This is a genomic window from Pelagimonas varians, assembly GCF_003208435.1.
Taxonomy (GTDB): domain Bacteria; phylum Pseudomonadota; class Alphaproteobacteria; order Rhodobacterales; family Rhodobacteraceae; genus Pelagimonas; species Pelagimonas varians.
The window spans coordinates 32,872-56,671 of the sequence record NZ_QKMF01000002.1 but is presented as its reverse complement, the minus strand read 5'-3'; the positions used below and the strand labels follow the sequence as shown (position 1 = coordinate 56,671).

The following is a 23,800-nucleotide window of genomic DNA, read 5'->3' as shown; positions in this document are numbered from 1 at the left end:
CTGAAAGCGAATTCGTTCAGGCTTTGGTATACCAAATGACGATCAAAGCTTATAGGCGGATTTCACTAAATCGGTGGTCAAACTTTGTGCCACTTCAAAGGCGTCGTTTTCCTCCAACCTTCCGGTGGCAACCAATTCCGACAAATAGGCAGCATCCGTACGCCGCGCCACATCATGCCGCGCGGGGATCGAACAAAATGCCCGCGTGTCATCATTGAAACCGGCGGTATTATAGAAACCGCATGTTTCAGTTGTCAGCTGGCGGAAACGGCGCATGCCTTCGGGGCTGTCAAAGAACCACCATGCCGGGCCAAGTTTCAACGCCGGATAAGCACCGGCCAAAGGGGCCAGTTCGCGGCCATATGTTGTTTCATCCAGTGTAAACAACAAGATGTTCAGGTCACGCTCCATCCCAACGGCATCCAGCATCGGCTTGAGCGCATCCACAAAGTCAGTACGGCGCGGGATATCAAACCCTTTGTCGCGCCCATGGCTGGCAAATACCTGCGCCGAATGATTGCGGGTCGAACCTGCGTGGATTTGCATGGTCATGCCGTCTTCGACGCTCATCCGTGCCATTTCGGTCAACATTTGCCCGCGAAAGGCATCCGCCTCAGACGCGGTGATCTGACCCGAAATCGCTTTGGCATAGAGCGCGGCGGCCTCTGTGTGTGGCAAATCTTCGGTGCGCGCGGTCGGATGGCCGTGATCGGTGGCCGTGGCCCCGTGACTGCGGAAAAAAGCGCGGCGGGCGCGGTGCGCATTCAGATAGCCGTCATAGCTGGCAATATCTTCGCCAGTCAATTCCCCGAACTGCGCGATGTTTTGAACAAACCCTTCGAATTCAGGGTCAACGACGGCATCTGAGCGATAGGTGGTGATCACCCTGCCCTGCCAGTCGCTGTCATGGATCATTTTATGCCATTGCAGATTATCCAAGGCCCCTTCGGTGGTGGCCAGACAATCGATCTTGAAACGGTCAAACATTGCCCGTGGACGGAACTGATCCATCGCCAAAGTCTGGTCGATATGGTCGTAGTATTCGTCCGCATTATCCGGCGTCAGCGGTTCCAAAAACCCAAAGACATGCTCGAACGAATGGTTCAACCACAGGCCTGAAGGCGTCCCGCGAAACAGATTGAAATGCTTTGCAAACAAGTGCCAGATCTTGCGCGGGTCTTGTTCAACAGCCCCGCCATCAATACGTGGAATCCCCAGATCATCCATAGGCACGCCCTGACTGACCAACATGCGAAACACATAATGGTCGGGGATCACAAATAGCTCAGCCGGGTTGGGAAAGCGTTCATTCTTCGCAAACCATTGAGGATCACAATGCCCGTGCGGGCTTAGGATCGGCAGGTCTTTGATGGTGTCATAAATGGCGCGGGAAAGGCCGCGCAGCGCGTCATCTATTGGAAAGAGACGGTCGGGATCTGTCAAAGACATGGTCAGTTAGTCCTGTCGCGTTTAAGGGCGCAAAAGGACTGTTATGGCAGTCTGCCAGTATTGTCAAAGCGCAGCGGCAGGTTGATCAGATTAGACCACGAGTTCCGCTAAAAGGTTCGCAAATGACGCCCCGTGCATATCGCGATCCGCCCGAACGCCCTGTATCTGCGGACGCGGCAGGCTGAATTTCACCACATAGAGATCCGCAATATCAAACCGTTTGAGGTTTTCCGTTTGCATTTGAAACAGTTTGGCAACCTCGTCGCTTTTGAGCGCAGCGCTGACCCGATCGAATACCTCGGCCGATCCGCAAAAAATATCGACCGTCAGCCAAAAGGGGCCCGCGTTTTTGGATCTGATTTTGACGGCGACATCAACAAGGCGGGTCATGGTTTGATTTCCTCGACGCTGAGGCGGAAAGCCTGCATGGGATCATCCAGCTCCAGTACGTGATTGAGACAAAATTCGTAAATTGCACCGCGCGGCATTTCAGGCGGTGAAAAAGGAAAGGCAAAGGTCGGCATTTCCTCTTGTTCGGTCAGCGGATGGTGCAACAAATATGGATTGAGCATCTTGGCAACTTCGCGGCTCAGCGCCTCGGTTTCGGCAGTGACAATGCCCATAACGCCAAGTTCCGTGCCTGCAACCGCCTGAGAATCCAGCTCCCCCAGCGTCGCATTCTGACCAATGATCCGCAGTTCAATACCGAACTGGCCGTCCACGCGGGCCTGCGCTTTGGCGGCGCATTTCTCGACAATGTCCGCACACCACGCGTTGATGTGTTCGACATACCGCGCGTCGCGAACAAGTGCGAGCGAGACAGTTTGAAATCCGGCTTGGCGCGCACCTTCGAGCTTGACGGTATAGCGGTCCGAAACCACCCATTTGCTACCTTCGACGCGAACCGTGCGATCATCAAGGGCCGTATAAGTGGCCCCTCGCACATCCAAATGTCCGCCCGGTTCATACAAAATATAGGGATCAGAGTTTTCATACAGCATATGCGCCGAAACCGTATGCGGCGTCGCACGGGCATCGGCCCCCATCGGGGTCATGGTAAAGCCGGTTTCATCAAATTCGATCAAAATGGTGCCCGAATTGGGGCTGGTTGTCGCCAAAGCCCCACATTCCCCGATCTTGGCCCCATGCCAAACACCGCCCGCATGACAGCCACGTGCCAAGGGCAGCGCCGACAAGATCGCAGTATCCGTCGTGCGGCCCGCAATCACAATATCTGCTCCGGTGTCCAAAGCCGCTTGGATTTGCTCTGCCCCGGCAAGGGCCACAACATTGGTGCAATCGCGCAAAACGGAGGCACTGATTTCAGGCGCCGCTGGCAAATCAGTGATCCGCCCCGCGCCAAGCGCATGGACAAGCGCTTCGATGTCCTGACCGCTTTTCAACACCGCCAGCTTTAGGCTCTCGCCGCGCTCGGCAGCGATTTCACGGGTGATTTCGACCAGCCAATCCACGGCAGTATCTGCGCCGCAGGTGCCTGCGGTGCCAATGATCAACGGCACACCGGCCTGCGCACGCGCCTCCATCAATTCGGCCCATTCGGCCTTGGTTGAATTGCGGGAATACTTGGACGTACCTGTGCCGAGGTAGTGGGGTCCACTGTCTGTGGACCCCCCATCGATGGCGATAATGTCAGGCTTGGCTGCAATTCCGCGCGCCAACGCCGCCCTGTCATATCCGAGACCAAGCGCCCCGGACGGGATAAGAACCTTAACCATCAGTCAGTTATCCTTTGTGGTTTGGTCAAGTAGCGGCGCAGGAACATTGGCGCAACAAAGCCAAGCACAGCGACAGTCCACAACCCGATCGAAATGCCGGAGCTGAACAAATAGGTCCAATCCCCGTCCGACAACACCATGGCGCGGCGCAGCGCGTCTTCCATGTTGCCGCCCAGCAAAATGCCGAGAATGATCGGTACGGTCGGCACATCCAGTTTACGAAGCACCCAGCCCAGCATCCCGAAAGCAACCATCAGCACCAGATCGAAATAGCTGCCCGACAGGGAGTAAATCCCGACGAAGGACACCATTGTAACCCCCGGAAGCAAGATCCAAGGCGGGACCATCAAGATCTTTACAAAAACCTTGACCATGGGGACGTTCATCACCAGCAGCACAAAGTTGGCAATCAACAGTGAGGCAATCAGGCCCCAGACCACTTCGGGCCGGTCCGTGAAAAGTGTGGGACCAGGGGTGATGTTGAGCGTCATCAACAGCGCCAGCAAAACGGCAGTTGTGCCGGAACCGGGCACACCCAGCGTCAGCATCGGCACCAGCGCTCCGCCAGCGGCCGCGTTGTTGCCAGCCTCGGGCGCAGCGACGCCTTTGGCAACACCCGTTCCAAATCCGCCTTTTTTACCGGCGATGGATTTTTCGGTCATATAGGCCAAGAAAGACCCAAGCGAAGCCCCGGCACCCGGCAAAATACCTGCGACGAACCCAACCGCAGACGAGCGCACCATGGTCACCATTGATCCCATTATTTCTCTGACCGGGATGGTAACTTTATCAAGTTTGACCCCAATCGACGTGTCTTTGCCGTGGCTTTCAATAAAGAAGAACACTTCGGCAATCGCGAACAGGCCAACAATGGCAACAAGGAAGTCGATGCCGTCAAACAAGTGCATATTGCCGCCCGTCAGGCGCGGCAAACCGGAGTTATTGTCGACGCCAATCATTGCAATGCCAAGGCCGATGCAAGATGCAATCGCCGCTTTGGCCTGGTTGTTTGATCCGATTCCGCCCAGTGTGGCAAAAGCCAGCAAATAAAGCGCGAAATATTCCGCCGGACCAAACAAGAACGCAACACCGGCCAGCAACGGGGCCAGCAACATCAACCCAATGGTCGACAAAAACGCCCCCACAAAGGATGCAACACCCGAGATCACCAGCGCATCTCCTGCGCGGCCTTGCTTGGCCATTGGATAACCATCCAGCGTTGTCATCAGAGCAGGTTCATCACCGGGGATGTTCAACAAGATCGAGCTGATCCGCCCGCCATACATCGCGCCGTAATAAACCGCAGTCATAAGAACAAGCGCCGAGGTCGCATCGAGGCCCATCGAGAAGGTCAGCGGGATCAAAATGGCAACGCCGTTCGACGGGCCAAGACCCGGAAGCGCACCGATAATGGTGCCGATAAAACAGCCAAACACCGCCAACATCAGGGTGAACGGAGACAGGGCGATGTCGAACCCCATCGCCAGGTTAGATAGCAAATCCATGATTTTGGCCCCTAGCCAGTCACAAACTTGGGCAGCCCGAACAGGCTTAGTCCAAGTGCGAATTTAAAGATCACAAACAGGCCAATTGACAGGCCCACACCGGCAGCAGCCGCCTTGGCGGGTTGCGGGTTGATCTGGTAACTCAGGATTGCGGCGGTCACCGCAGTCGGAAGGATAAATCCAAGAGGTTTAAGCGCGTAGGCATAGCCCACCAGAACCACAACGGCGATCAACAGCGACCCCATCGTTTTGAGTTCGGGCCATTCGGGTTCTTCGTCGGGTTTGAGGGTCATGATGATCCCGCAAATCGCGGCCACAGCACCGATGATGATGGGAAATGTTTTCGGGCCAACCGGGTCGGCCATGAAGCTGGTCTGGATCTGTGTTGCACTGGCGATATACGCCAGTGCAATCAGAGTCACGACCGCGCCAAAGATGCGGTCAGATGCCATTACTGGATCACCCCGATCTCTTTTGACAACGTGCGAATTTCTTCGACAACACCGTCAACATAGGCTTGGAAATCACCGCCAACTTTGGTGAAGGGCGCAAGGCCGTTCGCTGTCATGGCTTCTTGCCACTCAGCAGAATCCGCAACCTTTTGCAGACGCTCGGCCCACATGTTGAAGTCGTCATCGCTGATGTCTTTGGGCACATAAAGACCGCGCCAGTTGACCGCGACCACATCCAGGCCTTGTTCTTTGGCTGTCGGAATGTCGTCAAAACCGGGAACACGCTCTTCGGTCAGAACCGCGATTGCGCGCACGTCACCGGACTTGAGGAAACCAACAACTTCAGACATGTCGCCTGTCATCGCTTGGGTAAATCCGCCAACGGTTTGGGTGATCGCATCCGCGCCGCCATCAACACCGATGTATTTGATCGCTTTGACATCCATGACGCCTGCACGCTGCAAGATCATCAAGGGCTTGATATGGTCAAAACCGCCAACGGCAGAACCGCCCGCAAAGGCCAGTTTGCCCGGCTCGGCCTTGATCGCGTCAACCAGATCGGTGAGGGACTGATAAGGGCTGTCAGCCGCCACAACAATCACGCCGGGATCAGCACCGATCGCACCAACGAAACGCACCTGATCAGCGGTCATGCCAGCATAGGCGTTTTGCGCCAGACGAGTCGAGGTGGCAGACGAAGCCGCAATGATCAGATCCGCGTCATCGCCGCGTTCCGAAACAACGTGGTTGAACGCAAGACCGCCACCGGCACCAGCCATATTGGTGACCTGCACGGGCTTATCGACAGCGCCGATATCATACATGATTTTGCCGATCTGGCGGCATGTGAAATCCCAGCCACCACCGGGGTTTGCGGGTGCGATGCACTCAGCGGCAAAAGCTGTGGTAGCGGTTACACTGAGAACGGCACTCGTCATCAGCGCCTTAAAAAGACGTTTTGTCATGGTTTCCTCCCATTTGACATGGCGGTTTGATCCGCCCATGCTTGCAAACAACCCGCTGAACCTGACAAGAACCTGTCACCCGACGAAAAAGGCTCCGCCATGCGGTTTTTGCTGATCGAAGACAACATGCAGCTGGCGGCCAATATCGTGGAGCGTTTGCAGCTCGATGGCCACGCGGTCGATCACGCCGACACGCTTGAAGCGGCGGACGACCTGATTGCTGTGGCTTCTTTTGATTTGATATTGCTGGATATTATGCTGCCAGACGGCGATGGTCGCAGCTTTTTGGAAAAACACCGTCAGGCCCGTGAACGCACGCCAGTTATCGTGGTCACAGCCCGTTCAGCCGTGTCGGATCGGGTTGGATTGCTCGACCTTGGCGCGGATGATTACATCACCAAGCCTTTCGATTTCTCCGAATTGGAGGCCCGATGCCGGGCGGTGCTGCGCCGCCAAGGCGGGGCTGCGGACAACCAAAAGAGCTTTGCAAACACCACCCTTGATTCGGCCAGTGCCGAGCTGCGTTTCGGGGGGCAGGCCATTGCACTACGCAACCGTGAATTGCGTGTCTTGGAGGTTTTCTTTAACGCCCCCGGTCAGGTTTTTTCCAAGTCGCACTTGATGGACCGGTTGTTTTCCCTCTCGGATGAGGCCAGCGAAAACGCCATCGAAGTCTATGTTGGACGCTTGCGTAAACGGCTGGAAGGTTCCGGAGCAAAAATCGAAACCGTGCGCGGTTTGGGATACCGGATGGTCGCCGTATGAAGCCGCACGGCTCGATCCGCAGACGGTTGTTTTTCCAGTTGGCGGGCGTCGCGGCGATTTTGTCGCTGGTCTTCATTCTGGTGGTGCGCGGTGTTGCCGAACGCGCCGCCGAAGGCACCCAAGATGACATTTTGACCGCGTCCGCCACAGCGATTGCCGACAGCCTGCGCAGTGAAGGCGGTGGCGTCACACTGGACCTACCCTATTCAGCCCTGTCCATGCTTGGCACCATAAACCAAGACAGGGTTTTCTATCACGTCTCCGTCGCAGGGCAGACCTTGACCGGCTATTCTGACCTGCCCTTGCCAACCGCAGTGCCCTTGGTTGGCGCACGCCAGCTGGAGACCTTGACCTATCGCGGCGAAGAAGTGCGCGCCGTGTCGGTGAGCCGTCGGGTTGGCCCCGCTATCAATGCCGCCACGGCTGTGATCACTGTCGCGCAAACGCGGCTGGGGCTAGAGGCGATTTCACGGCAAATCACGCTGACAGCCACCGGCGTCGGCTTGGCCTTTTTGCTTTTGGCGACCGCGCTCAGCCTTTGGGCCGCCAATTCAGCACTGGCACCGATCAGCCGCATGACCGGATCCATGACTCGGCGCGGTCCCGGTGACCTGCGCCCTGTACGGGCCCAAACACCCGAAGAACTGGTGCCTTTGGTCGAAGCATTGAATTCCTTTATGGGCCGCCTGCGTGCATCGCTTTCGCGCACCGAAGATTTCATCACCGAAGCCGCGCACCGCGTCCGCACGCCGCTTGCCACCGTGCGGGCCAAGGCCGAAATCACCCACCGCAAGCTAAACAAACCCGAGCACAAGCAAGCTATCCGCGAAATGATCCGCGCAATCGACGAAAGCTCTCGCTCAGCAGGGCAAATGCTGGATCATGCCATGGTGACCTTTCGGGCTGACAGTCTGGCGCGCGATGTGTTGGACCTGCGCGCCTTGGTGAACGAGACCTGCGACAGGCTGGATCCCACCGCAGAACTGAAGGATATTGCCGTGGACCGGCACCTGCCGGATCAGCCGGTTACCATTCAAGGCGACGGGATTTTGTTGCAAGCCGCCATGCAGAACATCCTTGATAACGCGATCAAATATTCCCCTGCCGAAAGCGATATAACCGTGCGTTTGACCGGCGGCGATACCATCCGCCTGAGCATCACAGACCAAGGACGCGGTTTTGGCGGGGCCGATCCCGCGTCAGTTACCAAGCGCTACACACGCGGCAGCAACGTCGGCGACGTGGTCGGATCAGGCCTTGGGCTGACCATCGCGGATGAAGTTGCCCGTGTGCACGGCGGACGCTTGGAAATCAGCGAAAACACGGACGGGGGCGGCGCATGCGTATCATTGGTTTTCTGATAGCGGTGCTGATGGCCGGCGCGGCCCACGGGTTCGAAGTCGAAGACCACCGGCACTATCCCGCGCAAGACGAACAAACTGTGCTACGGGTCATTTCGACAGCAGACCTCGGGGTGTTTGAGCCGGTTTTACTGGCTTTTCAAACCGCCCATCCCGACATCAGCATCGACTACACCGTTACCGGCACGTCGGATTTGATGGCTGCGATTTATGATGAAGGGGCATCCTTTGATGTGGCCATTTCTTCGGCCATGGATTTGCAAACAAAATTGGCGAATGACGGTTACGCCGTGCGCTATGAGCCCACCGCGATCGATCTGCCTGAATGGGCCAATTGGCGGGATCAGCTGTTTGCATTTACCCAAGAGCCTGCGGTTCTGGTTGTCTCGGACGCTTTTTTTGCGCTGGATGAAACACCTCGCAACCGCGATGAGTTGATTGCGCTGCTGCGCGAAAGCCCCCAGCGGTTTGATGGGAAAATTGGCACCTATGATGTGCGCCGGTCCGGATTTGGCTACCTGATGGCCACCCAAGACAGCCGAAACTCCGAAGCCTTCTGGCGGTTGATGGAGGTGATGGGGCGATTGAACGCGCGGCTGTATTGCTGCTCAAGCGATATGATCCGCGATGTGGCCGAGGGGCGTTTGGCACTGGCTTACAATGTACTGGGCAGCTACGCGGCAGCCCAGGCCGCAGACACACCGGGGTTTCAAATCGTTGAGATGAGCGATTTCACCAATGTTATGTCGCGCACTGCCCTAATCCCTGCCACCGTTCAAAACGAACAAGGCGCGCAGGCTATGATTGACTTTTTACTGGCCTACAATCAGCGGCCCGATCTCATCGACGCAACCGGATTGCCTGCAATCGACAGCGCTTTGTTTCAATCCAACACAGCCCTGCGGCCCATTCGCTTTGGACCGGGGTTACTTGTGTTTCTGGACCAGCTTAAACGGGCCAGCTTCTTGAAGAACTGGGAAAGCTCGCTGGAGCAACGTTAGGGTTTTGAAGTGATCAGGGTGCCGCGTTTCAATTCCTGAAGGTCTTCGTGTCGGGGGGCAAAATACCGGCGCAGCACATTGATACTGGCCATCGGATCGCAATCCCCGCACATAAAAACGTCAATCGCGGCATAGCCATGTTCGGGCCAAGTGTGGATTGAAATATGCGATTCCGCCAAAAGCGCCACACCGGTAAACCCCGCCCGATCGCCAAAATCATGCAACTTCACCTCTAGCACCACCGCGCCTGCGGATTGTGCCGCCTGCTCCAACACCGGCCTTAGCGGAGCCGGATCGACCAATTGACCCGCTTCCCAGAAATCGACAAGCAGATGACGGCCAAGTGCGGGCGGTGGTACTGAAAACGCTTTGTTCAAAACATGTCCCTACTAAAGGGCACCAAAGGCCCTCCTCACACTACAAAGCACGGCCGCTCAAAACAAGACTGGCACAACTGGCAACATCACTTGGGCAGCGGAATAAACTCTTGGTCATCACCGGGCGGTAAGTGAAAGCGGCCGTTTTCCCAATCCCCAGCCGCCCAGGATTCCTTGGCCGCGTCTATCCTCTCCTTAGAGGAGGCCACAAAGTTCCACCAGATGTGACGCGGACCGTTCAATGTCGCGCCGCCCAAAAGCATCAAACGAGCGCCAGCCTCTCCAGCCGCAACCGTGATTGCGTCACCGGGGCGAAACACCATCATTTGACCCGCCGCAAAGCTTTGCCCTGCGACCTCGATCGTCCCTTGCACGACATATATGCCGCGATCCTCATGGTCGTCAGGCAGCGGGATTTTTGCCCCCGCCGCAAGCACTGCATCGGCGTAGAACATCTCGGAATAGGTGTTCGCGGGGGCTTTTTCACCCCATGCGGTGCCAAGGATCAAACGCACCTCTTTGCCTTCCCCTTGCAAAAACGGTAGCGCGTCTTGACCGTGGTGTTCAAAGGCGGCTTCGGTTTCCTCATGCTCATCCGGCAAGGCAATCCATGTTTGCACGCCAAACAATGCGTTGCGTCCCGCGCGGGTTTTTTCACTGGTGCGTTCGGAATGGGTGACGCCCTGCCCTGCGGTCATCAGATTCACCTCACCCGGGTAGATCAGCTGATGCGCACCTGTGCTGTCACGATGTTCAAATTCACCTTGATACAGGTATGTCACCGTCGAGATGCCGATATGAGGATGCGGGCGTACGTCGATGCCCCCGTCAGTCAAAAACTCGGCCGGCCCCATTTGATCAAAGAAGATAAACGGCCCCACCATCTGCCGCTTGGCAGACGGTAAAGCGCGGCGCACTTCAAATCCACCCAAATCGCGGGCACGTGGAATGATCAATGTTTCAATGGCATCGACATCCGCAGTCTGCGGGCAATGCGGCTCAATCGCAGGGTTCCAACTCATCATGCTCTCCTATAGGGCCAAATCAAACAGTAGAAATTCAGCGTCCTGGGTGGCACTGATGGCGACGTGGGTTTCTTCGGCCAGGGCAAGGCCATCCCCCGGTTGCATTACCTGATCATTGACCACCAAAGCCCCTTTGACCAGCTGCACCCAAACCCCACGCCCTTCGCGAAGCGGTAGGTTGGCGGTCTCGTTTGCCTCCAGATGGCTGGCATAGAGGTCAATATCTTGATGCACGGTCAGGGACCCGCCCCGCCCCCCGCGCGAAGCCAGTAGGCGCAATTTCCCGCCCAAATCGTCAAAGTGCCTTTGATCGTAACTGGGCTTTAAACCCTGCGTTTCTGGCACCACCCAGATTTGCAGGAAATGCACCGGATCGGTTTGCGACGCATTGAATTCGCTATGACTAACCCCTGTGCCTGCGCTCATCACTTGCAGATCTCCGGGCTTGATGATTGATGCTTTGCCCATGGAATCGCGATGCTCTAGCGCACCTTTGGTCACATAAGTCATGATTTCCATATTGGCATGAGGGTGAGTGTCAAATCCCCGGCCTGCGGTAACTTGATCATCATTTATCACCCGCAAACTGCCGAACCCCATATGCGCCGGGTCATGGTATTGACCAAAGGAAAAGCTGTGTTTGCTATTGAGCCAACCAAAGTTGGCGTGGCCGCGGGATCGGGCTGATCTCAGGTATTTCATTGTGGGCTCCTTGGGCGGGACTAAACCACCCTAACAATCAGGTTGAACTGTGATGCCACTCAAAATACTGTCATTTGATATTATATCAATTAATCACATCCCAAGGGGAACGGTGCGCAAATGAAGACATCAAAAATCGCACAGCCCATGCCTTTGCCGATCGGCAGTTTGTTGCATCACCTTGCCCGCCGGATCGAGACCGAGACCAGCGAAGCACTTTGCGACATAAATCTGCCGCTGCGGGAATTTTCGTTGCTGATCCGCCTGTCCGTTCACCCGGGCTTGTGCCAGCGCGACTACGCCGAGCAACTGGCGGTGGATGTCAGCACCTTTGGCCGCATGGTGGACCGGCTGGTGCACCAAGGTTTATTGGAACGTCGCAATATGCCAGTCGACCGGCGCAGCAAATCCCTGCGCTTGTTACCAGCAGGGCAAGATCGCCTTGCAGCAGGATATGTGCACGTTGCAGCGGTCGAAAAGCGTGTTCTTGCACCACTGCCACCTGACCAGCAGCAAACCTTTCGCACCATGCTAGGGTTGCTGTCACCGCCCCAAGACGGGTAACAAAGACGCAACGCAAACCCACCCCAACCTATGAGATATATGCACCAACACCTGCCCAAAGGCCCTTTTCGCTTTATCGCGCTGGACGTTGAAACGGCCAGCGGATCCAGCGCAAGCATCTGCCAAATAGGCTTGGCCTGTGTTGATCACAGCAACTCCATCCACAGCTACACAACCTATGTGAACCCCGAAACAGCCTTTGCACCCTTCAACGTGCAACTGCATGGCATTGGGCCCGAAACCGTCGCACAGGCCCCGAGCTTCCCCGAAGTCTGGTCCGCGTTGTTGCCCTTTTTAACGCCTTACCATTTAGTCCAGCATAGCAATTTCGACAAAAACGCCATCGGCGCGGCTTGCAAGGCCTATCGCTTGCCCTCACCTGACCTGAGTTGGAGCGACAGCGTCAAAATCGCCCGGCAAGCTTGGCCAGAGTTTAAGGGCAATGGCGGCCACGGGCTTGGACATTTGAAAACGGCGTTAAACCTGAGCTTCAAACACCACGACGCCGGCGAAGATGCGCGCGCCTCGGCCCAAGTTGTGATGTTGGCTGAAGAGCGGCTCCGCCAAAGCTTTGAACAGATTGCCCAGACACGGATCAAGGCGCAGATGTCTTTACCGATATGAATTTTGGCTCTTAAATCACACGATGGCCAAAAATGCAGGCGTCCCGCAGGGTTTTCCCCGATAAGTCGGCGGTGAACCTTGAAACTTCTGTGACAGGGCCGGTTTTTATTTGACCAAATGATAAAAGGCATCCACACTTCGGCGATGCATCTTCCGATGTGCCTCAACAGGGACAAGATTATGAAAAAACAATCACTTATGCTTTCTAGCGCTGTTGCTTTTGCCGTTATTGCCGGTGCAACCGCTGCGTCTGCGGATACCCTTCGCTTGCTGACTTGGGGCGGATATGCGCCTGAAGATGTCGTTGCGAAATTCGAAGACATGACTGGCCACACCGTTGAAGTGACCAAATCCAACAACGAAGAAATGATTGCCAAGCTGCGCGCCACCGGCGGCGGCGGCTTTGATTTGGCCCAGCCCAGCCAAGACCGCATTGCCGGTCCACAGGCCGAATTCGGCATCTACAAGCCGATGGACATGTCCAAAATCGATACATCTTTGTTCATCCCGTCGATGCTTGAGGCCACCAAAGGCAACACCATGGTCGGTGACGCGGTTTATGGCGTCCCCCATGTTTGGGGCACCAGCGGTCTGGTTGTCGACACAGCGATGGCCGGTATGGTCAAAGACTACACCGATCTTTGCAGCCCCGACGTTGCGGGCAAAGTGTCCTATCGCCTGAAGCGCCCGACCCTGATCGGTTTCGCTTTCTCGATGGGTCTTGACCCGTTTGCAGCCTATGGCGACGAAGCGGCCTATACAGACATCATGGGTCAGGTTGAGGCAAAACTGATCGAATGTAAGCCCGGTGTGAAAACCTACTGGGGCGGCGGCGATGAGCTGATGGGCCTTCTGCGCTCTGGCGAAGTTGTGGCCTCGATGGCGTGGGATACTGGCGGCTGGAAGCTGAATGCAGACAAGCCTGACATCACCTTTGTGGCTCCTGCCGCTGGCGCTTTGGGCTGGGTCGATACATTTGTTCTGCCCGCCAAAGGCAAAGCAGATGATGCGGCCTATGCATGGATCAACTTTGTGATGCAGCCCGAAGTGGCCGCAATGATCACAGCCGCAGCGGGCAACTTCACCGCGTCCCAAGGTGCGGATGAATTTGCGTCTGCCGATCTTAAAGCACGCTATCAGGCCAGCTTCCCTGCCGAAGCGATCGACAACATCAAGTGGTATCCACCGGTTCCAGCCGGTCTTGAAGCCATCGAAGGCGGTGTTCTGGATCGTGTAAAAGCGGCCAAGTAAACCCTGTTTTGGTACAAAACGCGCCCGCCCCTCGTTGGCGGGCGCATCTTTATTTCAAGGACCCTGTATGACACCCGACCTGCATTGCACCGATTTGACCAAACGGTTTGACGATACCACCGCCGTTGACAATGTTTCCTTTTCGGTACCGCCGGGGTCTTTCTTTTCGATTTTGGGGCCGTCAGGCTGCGGTAAAACCACGATCATGCGGATGATTGCCGGATTCTTGGAACCCACAAGCGGCGACATCCAGATCAAAGGGAAATCGGTGCTGAATGTGCCGCCGAACAAACGCCCTGTGAACATGGTGTTCCAGCATCTGGCGCTGTTCCCGATGATGAATATCGAAGCGAACATTGGCTATGGGTTGCGCCGCGCTGGCCTGCCCAAAGAGGAGATCACCCGCAAAGTTGGCGAAGCCTTGGAGCGCATCGGCCTTCCGGGCATTGGGCACCGCAAAGTCGATGAACTGTCAGGCGGACAAAAACAGCGCGTGGCCATTGCCCGCTGTATGGTGTTGGAACCGGATGTTTTGCTGCTGGACGAACCGCTTGGCGCGCTGGATCTGAAACTGCGCGAACGGATGAAGGTTGAGCTGAAATCGCTGCAAGCCGCCTTTGACACCACCTTTGTGTATATCACCCATGACCAATCCGAGGCCTTGGTGATGTCCGACAATATTGCGGTAATGAATGAAGGCCGGTTTGAACAGATGGGCAGTGCCCGCGATTTGTATTACCGACCCGACACCGCTTTTGTGGCTGGCTTTGTGGGTGACAGCAATCGCTGGAACGGCCGCGTCACCAAGCAAAACGGAGACCATGTTGAGGTGCAAACCAGCAGCGGGTTGACCCTGCGCGGTGCCACGCATCAACGGGCCTTGAGCATTGGCGATCAAGCAGATGCCTTTGTACGCCCCGAAGCCATTCGCATCGCGCACAACGCGACCGAACTGGCCAGTTTCGACAACCGGATATCGGGTCATGTGACGTCCCTACTCTTCAACGGTGCCGCCAGCCGCGTGCTGGTTCAAGGTGCTGAGGGCGGTGAGGAAGTCGAGGTCAATCTGCCCCAGTCTGGCGAATTCGCCTCCCTGACCAAAGGGGCCGAAGTCCACATCGGCTGGTCCAGCGATCAGGCCAATTGCTTTGCGGGGGGCGTGTAAATGCGCCGCGATGCCAAGTTTGGATTGGCCCTACTTTTGACGCCGTTATTGTTGTGGCTTTCGCTATTGATTTTCATCCCCCATATCGATCTGTTTTTGGTGTCGTTGCGCGAACGGGTTGGGGTTGGAAAATATGACATCAGTCTGGCCAACTATCTGACGTTTATCAACGAACCGCTCTATATGTGGACCTTTTTGCGCACCGCCGTGATGTCTGTAGTGGCGACAGTTATTACACTGCTCATCGCGTTTCCCGTGTCCTATTACATCGCTAAAATGGTCAAAGGCCGCACACAATCCGCGTTGTTTTTGCTATGTCTTGTGCCCTTTTGGGTGTCAGAGCTGGTACGCACCTTCGGCTGGATGATCTTGCTGCGTGAAACCGGCATTATCTCGAACCTTTTGCAATCCGTCGGCCTTGCCTCAGGACCGGTTGAGATGCTGTACAACGATGCTGCAATCATGGTTGGGCTTGTCTATACGTCGATGCTGTTCATGGTGGTGCCACTGGTCACAACACTTGAAAGTCTTGCGGATGAGGTGGTCGAAGCAGGCTATGATCTGGGCGGCAACGGGCTAAGCGTTTTGCGCGAAATCATCATTCCACATGCCATGCCCGGTATCGTATCGGGTTGCATCGTGGTTTTCATGCTGTGCCTTGGCAACTACCTGACCCCGACCATGCTGGGCGGCAAAGAGAGCCTTTGGTTTACCGAACTGATCTATTCGCAATTCATCGTCCGGTTCAACTGGGAGCTGGGCGCGGCCTTTGGCTTCTTGTTGCTGATCCTTTCCTCTGTGATCGTCTGGGGCATGCTTCGGCTGACCGGACAATCGCTTGAAAAGACAATGGGGTAAGGAGAAGCACTATGATCCCTTCAATCCCTCAATCCAAATTTTTGACCGTCAGCTACGCAGCCTATGTCACTCTATTTTTTGTGTTTCTCGCGCTACCGCTGATCGTCGTCGCCGGTTTTGCCTTTAACGACAGCCAGTTCCCGTCCCTGCCTTGGGAAGGCTTTACATGGAACTGGTTTTTCGGGTCCGAACGTCCGATGATCGGTGTTTTTCACGAGCGTTCAATCCTGCGCGCAATTGGCACGTCAGTGTTTGTGGCGCTTTGTGTATCCGCCCTGTCGATCTGTGTCGGCTTGTCGAATGCATTCTTGTTCAACCGGTACAAATTCCGCGGTCAAAGCATTTTATATGTGCTGATGTTGCTGCCTTTGGTCATTCCCGGCATCGTATTGGGCATTTCTATCCTTGTCTCAACCAGCCGCGTTGCCAACGGCCTTTGGGATGGGTTTGGCTGGGATGTAGAGGCATTGCGCCCCGGTCTTTGGCTGGTTGTCTTGGGGCAGTTTTCTTTCATCACCACCATCGCAACATTGGTGATCGGGGCCCGTCTGCAAAAGTTTGACCGTACGCTAGAGGAAGCCGCGCTGAACCTTGGGGCAAGCCGTATGGCTGCTATCGGCACGATCACCCTGCCCTATTTGGCACCCGCGATGATCGGGGCCTTTGTTGTGGCCTTCCTTATGAGCTTTGAGAACTTCAACACCACGCTCATGCTGGTGGGATCAGATGCACCACTGACCATTGCCATGTTCGACCGCCTCAAAGAGGGGTCCACCCCTTTGTTGAATGCCGTGTCGCTTTTGCTGATGGTTGGATCGTCCTGTTTGGCACTGCTTATGATCGCCTTTCAGAAACGCTGATACGAAAACGGGCCCCCATCGCCTGAGATGGGGGCCCGCCGAATCTGAACCAAGTCCTGTGTGCGCCTATCAAAGGCTGCCTTTGGCTAAAATCAGATCAAATTTCACATACAAAAACGGATCGTTGACCGTGCCAGACAGCGCTAAACCGTCAGGAAATTCTTCTGGTTTGCGTGTCTCATAGGTCATGACCAGATCCTTGCGCACACCAAACACGGTGTCTTCGTCCAGATAGGGATCATCATCGGGGAACACCTCAGTCACCAAGCTGTTATAGCCCGGTGCGGTGACTATATAATGCAGATGCGACGGGCGCCAAGGATGGCGGCCAGCCGCGTCCAGCAATTCACCAACCGGACCATCAGACGGTACGGTGTAGCTGACCGGACGCACAGTGGTGAAAGAGAAATCGCCGTTTCCATCCGCCGTCATCAATCCGTGGAACGAATGAATGTCCTGACCGGGGTCTTGGCTGGAATACATGCCGTTGGGGGCCGTTTGCCAAATGTCGATCTGCGCGTTTGCAATCGGGGTTCCATCAACGTCGCGCACCTGACCTTCGACCAGCAAAACCGGTCCTTCGAAGTCACGCTTCATGTCGCCGCCAATCGCCAATGGCGGAGGGTTGGACACATGGAAAGGCCCAAGCACCGACGAACTGGTCGCTTCGGGATTGCTGTGAATCATATCGACCAGCGACGACAGGCCCAACACATCAGAGAACAGCACAAATTCGTTGCGTTCAGGCGTTGTGATCCGCCCCGCATGTTCCAGCATCGCCAGACCTTTGCGCCATTCATCATGGGTCAAGTTCACTTCGCGGGTGAAGTCATGCAAATGCTGGGCAAGCGAGATCATGATTTCACGGGTACGCGGATCGGTGTCTTCGCCAAAGTATCCGGTGAAGACTTCGGTGATGTTTTCGGCAGTTACATCGCGCATGGCAACGTCTCCTAGTTCAGTATTGCAAGGCTGAGTGACGGGAAGCGGATCAGGATGATCAGAACGATCAGCATGACAAAGGCAAAGGGCAGCGCCCCCATAAACACATCTTTGAGCGAGATCCGGTCATCGTTCAGGGTCGATTTGATCACAAAGCAAGATATTCCAAGCGGCGGTGTCAGTAGTCCGATTTCCGCGCCAACAACGGTGATGATGCCAAACCAGATTAGCGACAAATCCATCGCTTCGACCAAAGGCAGGAACAGCGGAACCACGATCAGAATGATCGATGCGGTGTCCAACAATGTGCCAAGGAACAGCATCATGACGACATAGATGACCATGATCATAAAGAAGGATGACTGATTGCCCGCCAACATGTCTTGTAGCTGGTTGGGCAGGCCAGCAAGGCCCAGCATCCGGCTATAGATCGAGGCTGCAGTGATCAGGAACAAGATCGCGGCCGTGATATGACCGGTCTCAAGCAGTGCCTCCCAGAACCCTTTGAGCGACATGGATCTCCGGACCAGTGCAATAACCAAGGCAACCAAGGCTCCGGTGGCACCGGCTTCAACCGCTGTGAGCCAGCCGGTATAGATCCCGCCAAGAACAACGGTGATCAATCCAAGGGTCGGCAAGGTTTTGGAGGCGATTTCACGGCCCGACATCAATTCATAGTCTTCGGCAGGACGCCCGCCGACAAAACCGGGGGTAAAGCGGCCCATGAACCAGATCGCGCCGACATAGGCAACGGCCAGCATCATGCCGGGAATGACACCAGCAAGGAACATATCCCCGACCGACTGTTCGGCGACAAAAGAGTAGATGATCAACATCGCCGAGGGCGGAATAATCATTCCCAGAACTGAGCTGCCTGCCACAACGCCAACCGCAAAGCGCGGGTTGTAATCTTGGGCGATCATCTGCGGAACCGACACTTTGGTAAAGACTGATGCCGAAGCGATCGACGATCCAGTCACAGCGGCGAACACTGCGTTGGCACCAACCGTGGCCATACCAATGCCGCCTTTGACCTTACGGAACCGCATGGTCATGACTTCGTAGATATCGCGCCCAAGTCCCGCCTTCGAGACTATGAGCCCCATAAAGGTAAATAACGGGATAGTGGCAAAGCTGTATTCCATGGCGCTGTCGCCCACGGCAACCTTGAGCAGGTTCAGGGCCAAGGTAAAATTGTCGCGCATCAACCAGATCGATATGAAGGACACTGTGCCCAACGCAATCGGGATATAGACACCCGCATAGATCAAAAAGACGATGGCAATGACCGAAATCAGGCCAATTTCAATGGGAGTCATGTCTTGGGCTCGTCATGTTCAGGGGCTCGGATAAGGTGCGGGCGGTCTTGGGCAGAGATGACTTTGAGAGCGAACATAAGGCTACACAAAGTAGCACTGGCCGCGATCACCAGCTTGATCGGCCACCAAGGCGCGGTAAAGATGCCCGGCACGCCAAAGTAGTCTTTGGTGTGATACATTTCGATGAACTCGGGCCAGACGATATAGGCAATGAGTGCCATAAAGATCGCCGAGATCGCATTGATGATCCGGCGTATACTGGCGGTTAATCCAGGACGGCGGTGATGCAGGACGTTGAGGAACCCGTCAGAGCGGGTCAAGCGATCAACGCGCACAACATCAGGAAGCTGCAAAAAGACGATCAACACGACCGAAAACTGCACCACTTCATAAGCACCGCGGAATGGGGCGCTGAACACGCCCCGCGCCACGACATCGTAATTTACAACCAGAACCAAGGCCAGAACAACAAGTGTTCCCAAGGCATTGGCGGCGATTGCCGCGGCGTTCGCGACCTTTGAAAGGCCAGCAACAGCGGTCTTGAACATGATACTGACCTCCCTTTAGGTGCGGTTACTCTTGTGTCCAGTCACGCACGCCAGTGTGGCCTGCAGCTTCTAGTTTGCCCAAGTATGCGGCCAGCATTTCTGTGCCTTGCTCACCTGCGTCATTCAGGGTTTTGGCCCATTCTTGCGCAATATTTGGCATGGCGTTGGCCCAAGCCGCGCGATCCTCGGCCGAGACTTCGACGATTGTTCCGCCAGCGGCGACATAGGCGTCGGCTGCAGCGGCAGCGCGGTCCATTGCCATTCCGGCAAGATGATCACGGTAGTCCAAAGCGACAGCCTGCAGGGTCTCTTTGACTTCGTCAGGCAACTTCTTCCAGTAGTCCGCATTCACGGTGATTGTCTTGGAGTTCACAGCGCCCAGATCGGCTCGCAACATGTAGGGAGCAACTTCAGAGATTTTGAACGTTGCAGCCGCTTCTGGCCAAAGTTGGGCCGCATCAACCAGTCCGGTTTGCAACATGTTGTAGAAGTCTGTCAGGCCGCCGCGCACGCCTGCAGCACCATCGATGCCTTCAAGATAGCGCAGGTTCATACCCGCACCAGCGATTTTGAAGCCTTCGAGATCAGATACGGAAGCGACTTCTTTGGTCGAGAAGACCTGATAAGTATCAAGCACCACGCCAGTGGCCAGATAGACCTGATTTTGCTTGGCAAATTCATTTTGCATGGCAGGGAATTCGCGGGCGATTTCGTCAACCGCTTTTGCGACAGCGCGCGCATCGGTGGACACGAAAGGTGTCACTGCCGCGATGCCCTGACTCGGAAGCTTGGACGAATGGAAGATCGTCGTCACAATGCCAATGTCGCCAAGTCCCAGTTGAACCCCTTCAAGAACGCCTTTGGGTTTGACGATAGATCCGCCATAGCTTTCTTGCCAATCCATGGCGTAGTTGCCGGTTTCGGCAAGGCGCTTGTCGACTTCGGGGATAAAGAAGTTTGTAAACTCTTTCACCCAAAGCGCACGCGCCGGATAACCATCAATCACCACCGCCGAGATCGTCTCGGTCGCCATGGCCGGAACCGCTGTGCAGGCCATAAGCGCGCTCAGGGCAAGTCCTTTTGTCCAATGTGTCATCTGTTTCCTCCCTTAGATGTCTATTTGTTGTCTGCTTGTATTATTCGACCTTGATCCAGTTGACCGTCAGATCGCTACCGGCGGCCTTGAACAGCTTTGCTATCGCGCAATATTTGGCGGTCTCCTCACCGACCAAAGCAATATCTTCAGCTGTTGCAGGCCCATCCGAACGCACCGTCAGCGTGATGCTTGGGAACGGTAGGTCGATTTCTTCTTCCATAAGCACGCCGCGGCGATCGAACTGTGCGGCAGTATCGATTGTCAGTGTTCCGACATCGATTCCCAAACGTTTCGCGCATTTGTGCCCGATAACGTTTGTGCATGCGATTAACGATGCAATCGCCGTTTCAGTCGGCGAAGCCCCTAAGTTGGTGCCGCCGCGTTCAACCGGTTCGTCAACGATGCAGGTCAGATCCCGAATGGCGACTTCTGTCCGCGCATGGCTCGGGCAGTCTGCCTTCATCCGATAGGTAACGACGGTTTTCATTTTGACTGCCATCAGAATGCCCTCACGCGAAACTGCAAACTTGGTCAAAGGCAAAACGTGGCAGCTTTTGGAACAAAGCTGTCTCGTCTGCATAACCGATGTTGCACAAGAAGTTGGATTTCAGGCTGGTGCCCGCGAAAAATTCCGCATCCGCGATTTCATTTGAAAAGCCGGAAATTGGACCGACGTCCAACCCCAAAGCACGGGCGGCAATCATGAAATAGCCCCCCTGCAAAGTGCCGTTCCGAAAGGCAGTAACCTCTGCATGTTCGGCTTTGCCTTCAAAATGCGGACGGCGGTCTTCGTGCGGGAACAAGAACGGCAGTTCTGTCCAAAAGTTCAGATCATGCGCAATGATCACGCTGACTGGTGCGCCCATAACTTTGGGAACATTGGCCGGTTTAAGCGATTTGGCCAGCCGTTCTTTGCCCTCTTGCGAGCGGACAAACACAAATCGCGCCGGGCAAGTGTTCATGCTGGTCGGTCCACCGGCGGTAATCTCATACAACTCGTGGATAATCTCGTCTGTGACGGGCTTGTCCGTCCACGCATAATGGGACCGCGCCTGACGCAAAATCAGATCAATGGCATCATTGTCCAAATGATCAACGCGTTTCCGAAGCGCCCGCACATCGGCCTGAGCCTTTGCGCGAACCTCTTCCAAAGCTTTGCCGGTTGGTGCGCTCATTGTGCGGCCACCTTGGCATCAAAATCCTTTTCATCAACGATCGGGCTGGAGCAGATGCCGATTCCTTCGACTTCGACATCAACAGTTTCGCCCGGACGCAGCCAACGTGGTGGCGTTTTCGCATGACCAACACCGGGGGGGGTTCCCATCGCGATGTAATCACCTGGCTCAAGTGTGGTGTAGACCGAAATCAATGCGATTGTTTTGGCAACCGACCACATCATGTCGTCTGTGTTTGCGCTTTGAAGAATCTCGTCGCCAACACGAGATTCGATTTTGAGGCCAACAGCACCAACCGGCAATTCGTCCGGTGTCACTGAGATCGGGCCAATCGCTCCGGTGTTGTCAAAGTTCTTGCCGGGGGTCCACTGGTGGGTTTTACGCTGATAATCCCGCACCGACCCGTCGTTCAAAACAGTGTAAGCGAACACGTGGTCCAAGGCGTCTTCTTCGGCAATATGGCGGCCCCCTTTGCCAACAATCACCATCAGTTCGACCTCGTAATCGAGCTTTTCCGAAACAGTGGGGCGCACCATTGGGGCACCGGCCGCCATAATCGACTTCTTGCTGCGCATGAACAACGCCGGATACTCTGGAACTTCGTAGCCGCCCTCTTTGATGTGATCGATATAATTAAGACCAAGACAAATAATCGTCCCGGGATTTGCAACAGGCAGGGCAGGCACGATGGAGGCAACCGGTACCGACGGAGCGCCCGCGATTGCATCAGACATCGACGCTGCAAGATCGGGTGTATTGATCAAACCCATCAAATCATTGCCGACACGGGCATCAAGGGCCGTCAAATTTACCGCCGCATCGCCATTGATCGCAAAGACCGCTGTGCCGGCTTCCGTCTCACCCACCAGATATTTCATTTTCACATTCCTTGTTCGTTTGACAAAAAAAATGACTACTATACCCTCTGGTGTCAAGAAATATCGATATTTTTAATTTTGAAGGGAAAATCCATGGTGGCTTGGACAGACTATAAGTCAGAGGCAAAATCCCGCGGGGCATTGGCGCTGGAACTGTATGTTGCGCACAGCACGCCTGCAAAAAAACCAGAAGACGTTAAGGATTCGCTGCCCGATCATCTGGCCTATCAGGCTGACCTCGAAAAGCGGGGCCAACTGGCGTTTGCAGGTCCAATGTCGGATGAAACCGGTGCGCACATGCAAGGCGTTGGAATGATCGTTTACCGTGCCGACAGTCTTGAGGATGCCCGCGCGCTCGCCGAATCAGACCCGATGCACGCTAGCGGAGCCCGGACTTATACGTTACGCCGCTGGATGATTAACGAAGGTTCTTTTTCGGTGTCTGTTGGGCTGTCCACAAAATCAGTGGACCTTAGATAATTTTGGGAAACTGGTTTTATGAACATTCAAAACGATAGGGGTCAAAAAGAAACGTCGGCCACACAAGGGGCCTACCTTTCTATTCGGGACATGATCTTGACCGGCCAACTTCCTGCCGGCGACAAGCTTAAGATCGAAAAACTGCGCATGATGTTGAACACCGGCGCATCCCCCGTACGCGAGGCGCTGAGCCTGCTGACCTCGGATATGCTGGTCGAACGTATTGATCAGCGCGGATTTCGCGCCGCGCCCGCAAGTCAGTCCAATTTCGAAGAAATCTTGATGCTGCGATGCTCGCTTGAGGACATGGCGGTTCGCATGTCCGTGGACAAGGCCGATTCCGATTGGGAAGATGCACTGGTCCTAAGCCACCATAGAATGAAGAAACTGGCTGCGAACGGCGATGCAACCTTTGAAGATGCTCATAAATCCTTTCACATGGCGCTTCTGGACAATTGCGGATCGCCTATGCTGCTTAAATATTGCAGCCAGCTGTATGATCTGAACATCCGCTACCGGTATTTGGCTGCGGGCAGCGAATCCTACCAATCGCGCAACATTCCTGCTGAACACGAAGAGATTCTCTCTGCCGCAGTTCAACGCGACAGCGCTCTGGCTGCGGACCGGCTGATCACTCATTACCGATTGACTGGCGAATACCTGACAGCACAACTGGCCGACATCTAAGATTTTCCCACATTC

27 protein-coding genes are annotated in these 23,800 nt (G+C 55.3%); 11 read left to right on the top strand and 16 right to left on the bottom strand.

Going from position 1 to position 23,800, the window contains the following annotated elements:
• Positions 1 to 42: 42 nt before the first annotated feature.
• The 6 genes from uxaC to C8N36_RS02580 form a co-directional block, all read right to left on the bottom strand.
• Positions 43 to 1,449 carry a glucuronate isomerase gene (gene uxaC, locus C8N36_RS02605; RefSeq protein WP_097803073.1) on the bottom strand — a complete coding sequence of 469 codons (1,407 nt, stop codon included), beginning with the start codon at positions 1,447 to 1,449 and terminating at the stop codon, positions 43 to 45.
• A 90-nt stretch (positions 1,450 to 1,539) separates the two neighbouring features.
• On the bottom strand, positions 1,540 to 1,839 hold the full coding sequence (locus C8N36_RS02600; RefSeq protein WP_097803072.1) for a DUF4387 family protein: 300 nt from the start codon (positions 1,837 to 1,839) through the stop codon (positions 1,540 to 1,542).
• The gene (locus tag C8N36_RS02595; protein WP_097803071.1) at positions 1,836 to 3,185 is read right to left on the bottom strand and encodes an acyclic terpene utilization AtuA family protein; all 1,350 of its coding nucleotides are present in this window, start codon (positions 3,183 to 3,185) and stop codon (positions 1,836 to 1,838) included. Before C8N36_RS02595 ends, C8N36_RS02600 begins: the two co-directional genes overlap by 4 nt.
• Complete coding sequence (locus C8N36_RS02590) at positions 3,185 to 4,690, bottom strand: tripartite tricarboxylate transporter permease (RefSeq protein WP_097803070.1); 1,506 nt, start codon at positions 4,688 to 4,690, stop codon at positions 3,185 to 3,187. The genes C8N36_RS02595 and C8N36_RS02590 overlap by 1 nt, the downstream gene beginning before the upstream one ends.
• 11 nt (positions 4,691 to 4,701) lie before the next feature.
• Positions 4,702 to 5,142, bottom strand: a complete 441-nt coding sequence (locus C8N36_RS02585) for a tripartite tricarboxylate transporter TctB family protein (RefSeq protein WP_097803069.1) — start codon at positions 5,140 to 5,142, stop codon at positions 4,702 to 4,704.
• Complete coding sequence (locus C8N36_RS02580) at positions 5,142 to 6,107, bottom strand: Bug family tripartite tricarboxylate transporter substrate binding protein (protein ID WP_097803390.1); 966 nt, start codon at positions 6,105 to 6,107, stop codon at positions 5,142 to 5,144. The genes C8N36_RS02585 and C8N36_RS02580 overlap by 1 nt, the downstream gene beginning before the upstream one ends.
• Before the next feature lie 99 nt (positions 6,108 to 6,206).
• Between C8N36_RS02580 and C8N36_RS02575 the strand changes: the two genes are divergently transcribed.
• The 3 genes from C8N36_RS02575 to C8N36_RS02565 are packed head-to-tail and all read left to right on the top strand — an operon-like array spanning position 6,207 to position 9,234.
• Positions 6,207 to 6,872, top strand: coding sequence for a response regulator transcription factor (locus C8N36_RS02575; protein ID WP_097803068.1), 666 nt, complete (start codon positions 6,207 to 6,209; stop codon positions 6,870 to 6,872).
• Positions 6,869 to 8,233, top strand: coding sequence for a sensor histidine kinase (locus tag C8N36_RS02570; RefSeq protein ID WP_097803067.1), 1,365 nt, complete (start codon positions 6,869 to 6,871; stop codon positions 8,231 to 8,233). Before C8N36_RS02575 ends, C8N36_RS02570 begins: the two co-directional genes overlap by 4 nt.
• Complete coding sequence (locus C8N36_RS02565; RefSeq protein ID WP_097803066.1) at positions 8,212 to 9,234, top strand: ABC transporter substrate-binding protein; 1,023 nt, start codon at positions 8,212 to 8,214, stop codon at positions 9,232 to 9,234. Before C8N36_RS02570 ends, C8N36_RS02565 begins: the two co-directional genes overlap by 22 nt.
• Here the strand turns inward: C8N36_RS02565 and speD are convergent.
• The 3 genes from speD to C8N36_RS02550 all read right to left on the bottom strand — a co-directional run bounded on the left by speD (position 9,231) and on the right by C8N36_RS02550 (position 11,338).
• Positions 9,231 to 9,611, bottom strand: a complete 381-nt coding sequence (speD, locus tag C8N36_RS02560) for an adenosylmethionine decarboxylase (protein WP_097803065.1) — start codon at positions 9,609 to 9,611, stop codon at positions 9,231 to 9,233. The genes C8N36_RS02565 and speD overlap by 4 nt on opposite strands.
• A gap of 86 nt (positions 9,612 to 9,697) precedes the next feature.
• Positions 9,698 to 10,633, bottom strand: a complete 936-nt coding sequence (locus tag C8N36_RS02555; RefSeq protein ID WP_097803064.1) for a pirin family protein — start codon at positions 10,631 to 10,633, stop codon at positions 9,698 to 9,700.
• Between the two features lie 9 nt (positions 10,634 to 10,642).
• Entirely contained in the window at positions 10,643 to 11,338 is a 696-nt protein-coding gene (locus tag C8N36_RS02550; RefSeq protein ID WP_097803063.1) for a pirin family protein, read from the bottom strand.
• A 120-nt stretch (positions 11,339 to 11,458) separates the two neighbouring features.
• On the opposite strand from C8N36_RS02550, the gene C8N36_RS02545 reads away from it, so the two are divergent.
• The 6 genes from C8N36_RS02545 (at position 11,459) to C8N36_RS02520 (ending at position 16,660) form a co-directional block, all read left to right on the top strand.
• Positions 11,459 to 11,902, top strand: coding sequence for a MarR family winged helix-turn-helix transcriptional regulator (locus C8N36_RS02545; RefSeq protein WP_097803062.1), 444 nt, complete (start codon positions 11,459 to 11,461; stop codon positions 11,900 to 11,902).
• A gap of 39 nt (positions 11,903 to 11,941) precedes the next feature.
• Positions 11,942 to 12,526, top strand: coding sequence for a 3'-5' exonuclease (locus C8N36_RS02540; RefSeq protein ID WP_245910705.1), 585 nt, complete (start codon positions 11,942 to 11,944; stop codon positions 12,524 to 12,526).
• A gap of 198 nt (positions 12,527 to 12,724) precedes the next feature.
• Positions 12,725 to 13,777 (top strand): extracellular solute-binding protein, encoded by a 1,053-nt coding sequence (locus tag C8N36_RS02535; protein WP_245910720.1) that lies wholly within the window; start codon positions 12,725 to 12,727, stop codon positions 13,775 to 13,777.
• Positions 13,778 to 13,844: 67 nt separating this feature from the next.
• Positions 13,845 to 14,942 carry an ABC transporter ATP-binding protein gene (locus tag C8N36_RS02530; RefSeq protein ID WP_097803060.1) on the top strand — a complete coding sequence of 366 codons (1,098 nt, stop codon included), beginning with the start codon at positions 13,845 to 13,847 and terminating at the stop codon, positions 14,940 to 14,942.
• Complete coding sequence (locus tag C8N36_RS02525) at positions 14,943 to 15,800, top strand: ABC transporter permease (protein WP_097803059.1); 858 nt, start codon at positions 14,943 to 14,945, stop codon at positions 15,798 to 15,800.
• 11 nt (positions 15,801 to 15,811) lie between these two features.
• On the top strand, positions 15,812 to 16,660 hold the full coding sequence (locus C8N36_RS02520) for an ABC transporter permease (RefSeq protein ID WP_097803058.1): 849 nt from the start codon (positions 15,812 to 15,814) through the stop codon (positions 16,658 to 16,660).
• 69 nt (positions 16,661 to 16,729) lie between these two features.
• Here C8N36_RS02520 and C8N36_RS02515 read toward each other — a convergent pair whose 3' ends face one another.
• From C8N36_RS02515 to C8N36_RS02485, 7 genes are read right to left on the bottom strand one after another with little or no spacing between them, the layout of a single operon-like run.
• A complete protein-coding gene (locus tag C8N36_RS02515) occupies positions 16,730 to 17,602 on the bottom strand; it encodes a dioxygenase family protein (RefSeq protein WP_097803057.1) in 873 nt (290 codons plus the stop codon).
• 11 nt (positions 17,603 to 17,613) lie between these two features.
• Positions 17,614 to 18,921 (bottom strand): TRAP transporter large permease, encoded by a 1,308-nt coding sequence (locus tag C8N36_RS02510; RefSeq protein ID WP_097803056.1) that lies wholly within the window; start codon positions 18,919 to 18,921, stop codon positions 17,614 to 17,616.
• Positions 18,918 to 19,469 (bottom strand): TRAP transporter small permease subunit, encoded by a 552-nt coding sequence (locus C8N36_RS02505; protein ID WP_097803055.1) that lies wholly within the window; start codon positions 19,467 to 19,469, stop codon positions 18,918 to 18,920. Before C8N36_RS02505 ends, C8N36_RS02510 begins: the two co-directional genes overlap by 4 nt.
• 25 nt (positions 19,470 to 19,494) lie before the next feature.
• Positions 19,495 to 20,565 (bottom strand): C4-dicarboxylate TRAP transporter substrate-binding protein, encoded by a 1,071-nt coding sequence (locus tag C8N36_RS02500; protein ID WP_097803054.1) that lies wholly within the window; start codon positions 20,563 to 20,565, stop codon positions 19,495 to 19,497.
• Between the two features lie 40 nt (positions 20,566 to 20,605).
• Complete coding sequence (locus C8N36_RS02495; protein ID WP_097803053.1) at positions 20,606 to 21,064, bottom strand: OsmC family protein; 459 nt, start codon at positions 21,062 to 21,064, stop codon at positions 20,606 to 20,608.
• 10 nt (positions 21,065 to 21,074) lie between these two features.
• Positions 21,075 to 21,740: a malonic semialdehyde reductase gene (locus C8N36_RS02490; RefSeq protein ID WP_097803052.1), complete on the bottom strand. Its 666-nt coding sequence runs from the start codon at positions 21,738 to 21,740 to the stop codon at positions 21,075 to 21,077.
• The gene (locus tag C8N36_RS02485) at positions 21,737 to 22,618 is read right to left on the bottom strand and encodes a fumarylacetoacetate hydrolase family protein (RefSeq protein ID WP_097803051.1); all 882 of its coding nucleotides are present in this window, start codon (positions 22,616 to 22,618) and stop codon (positions 21,737 to 21,739) included. The genes C8N36_RS02490 and C8N36_RS02485 overlap by 4 nt, the downstream gene beginning before the upstream one ends.
• A gap of 93 nt (positions 22,619 to 22,711) precedes the next feature.
• Between C8N36_RS02485 and C8N36_RS02480 the strand changes: the two genes are divergently transcribed.
• Positions 22,712 to 23,098: a YciI family protein gene (locus C8N36_RS02480; RefSeq protein ID WP_097803050.1), complete on the top strand. Its 387-nt coding sequence runs from the start codon at positions 22,712 to 22,714 to the stop codon at positions 23,096 to 23,098.
• Between the two features lie 18 nt (positions 23,099 to 23,116).
• Entirely contained in the window at positions 23,117 to 23,785 is a 669-nt protein-coding gene (locus C8N36_RS02475) for a GntR family transcriptional regulator (protein ID WP_097803049.1), read from the top strand.
• Positions 23,786 to 23,800 lie beyond the last annotated feature (15 nt).

Coding starts and splice junctions, on each gene's coding strand:
- C8N36_RS02495 (WP_097803053.1), bottom strand. CDS start 21,064: ATGGCAGTCAAAATGAAAACCGTCGTTACCTATCGGATGAAGGCAGAC.
- C8N36_RS02535 (WP_245910720.1), top strand. CDS start 12,725: ATGCTTTCTAGCGCTGTTGCTTTTGCCGTTATTGCCGGTGCAACCGCT.
- C8N36_RS02550 (WP_097803063.1), bottom strand. CDS start 11,338: ATGAAATACCTGAGATCAGCCCGATCCCGCGGCCACGCCAACTTTGGT.
- C8N36_RS02565 (WP_097803066.1), top strand. CDS start 8,212: ATGCGTATCATTGGTTTTCTGATAGCGGTGCTGATGGCCGGCGCGGCC.
- C8N36_RS02575 (WP_097803068.1), top strand. CDS start 6,207: ATGCGGTTTTTGCTGATCGAAGACAACATGCAGCTGGCGGCCAATATC.
- uxaC (WP_097803073.1), bottom strand. CDS start 1,449: ATGTCTTTGACAGATCCCGACCGTCTCTTTCCAATAGATGACGCGCTG.
- C8N36_RS02490 (WP_097803052.1), bottom strand. CDS start 21,740: ATGAGCGCACCAACCGGCAAAGCTTTGGAAGAGGTTCGCGCAAAGGCT.
- C8N36_RS02480 (WP_097803050.1), top strand. CDS start 22,712: ATGGTGGCTTGGACAGACTATAAGTCAGAGGCAAAATCCCGCGGGGCA.
- C8N36_RS02485 (WP_097803051.1), bottom strand. CDS start 22,618: ATGAAATATCTGGTGGGTGAGACGGAAGCCGGCACAGCGGTCTTTGCG.
- C8N36_RS02520 (WP_097803058.1), top strand. CDS start 15,812: ATGATCCCTTCAATCCCTCAATCCAAATTTTTGACCGTCAGCTACGCA.
- C8N36_RS02530 (WP_097803060.1), top strand. CDS start 13,845: ATGACACCCGACCTGCATTGCACCGATTTGACCAAACGGTTTGACGAT.
- C8N36_RS02585 (WP_097803069.1), bottom strand. CDS start 5,142: ATGGCATCTGACCGCATCTTTGGCGCGGTCGTGACTCTGATTGCACTG.
- C8N36_RS02545 (WP_097803062.1), top strand. CDS start 11,459: ATGAAGACATCAAAAATCGCACAGCCCATGCCTTTGCCGATCGGCAGT.
- C8N36_RS02525 (WP_097803059.1), top strand. CDS start 14,943: ATGCGCCGCGATGCCAAGTTTGGATTGGCCCTACTTTTGACGCCGTTA.
- C8N36_RS02570 (WP_097803067.1), top strand. CDS start 6,869: ATGAAGCCGCACGGCTCGATCCGCAGACGGTTGTTTTTCCAGTTGGCG.
- C8N36_RS02540 (WP_245910705.1), top strand. CDS start 11,942: ATGCACCAACACCTGCCCAAAGGCCCTTTTCGCTTTATCGCGCTGGAC.
- C8N36_RS02475 (WP_097803049.1), top strand. CDS start 23,117: ATGAACATTCAAAACGATAGGGGTCAAAAAGAAACGTCGGCCACACAA.
- C8N36_RS02595 (WP_097803071.1), bottom strand. CDS start 3,185: ATGGTTAAGGTTCTTATCCCGTCCGGGGCGCTTGGTCTCGGATATGAC.
- C8N36_RS02580 (WP_097803390.1), bottom strand. CDS start 6,107: ATGACAAAACGTCTTTTTAAGGCGCTGATGACGAGTGCCGTTCTCAGT.
- C8N36_RS02590 (WP_097803070.1), bottom strand. CDS start 4,690: ATGGATTTGCTATCTAACCTGGCGATGGGGTTCGACATCGCCCTGTCT.
- C8N36_RS02505 (WP_097803055.1), bottom strand. CDS start 19,469: ATGTTCAAGACCGCTGTTGCTGGCCTTTCAAAGGTCGCGAACGCCGCG.
- C8N36_RS02515 (WP_097803057.1), bottom strand. CDS start 17,602: ATGCGCGATGTAACTGCCGAAAACATCACCGAAGTCTTCACCGGATAC.
- C8N36_RS02500 (WP_097803054.1), bottom strand. CDS start 20,565: ATGACACATTGGACAAAAGGACTTGCCCTGAGCGCGCTTATGGCCTGC.
- C8N36_RS02555 (WP_097803064.1), bottom strand. CDS start 10,633: ATGAGTTGGAACCCTGCGATTGAGCCGCATTGCCCGCAGACTGCGGAT.
- C8N36_RS02510 (WP_097803056.1), bottom strand. CDS start 18,921: ATGACTCCCATTGAAATTGGCCTGATTTCGGTCATTGCCATCGTCTTT.
- C8N36_RS02600 (WP_097803072.1), bottom strand. CDS start 1,839: ATGACCCGCCTTGTTGATGTCGCCGTCAAAATCAGATCCAAAAACGCG.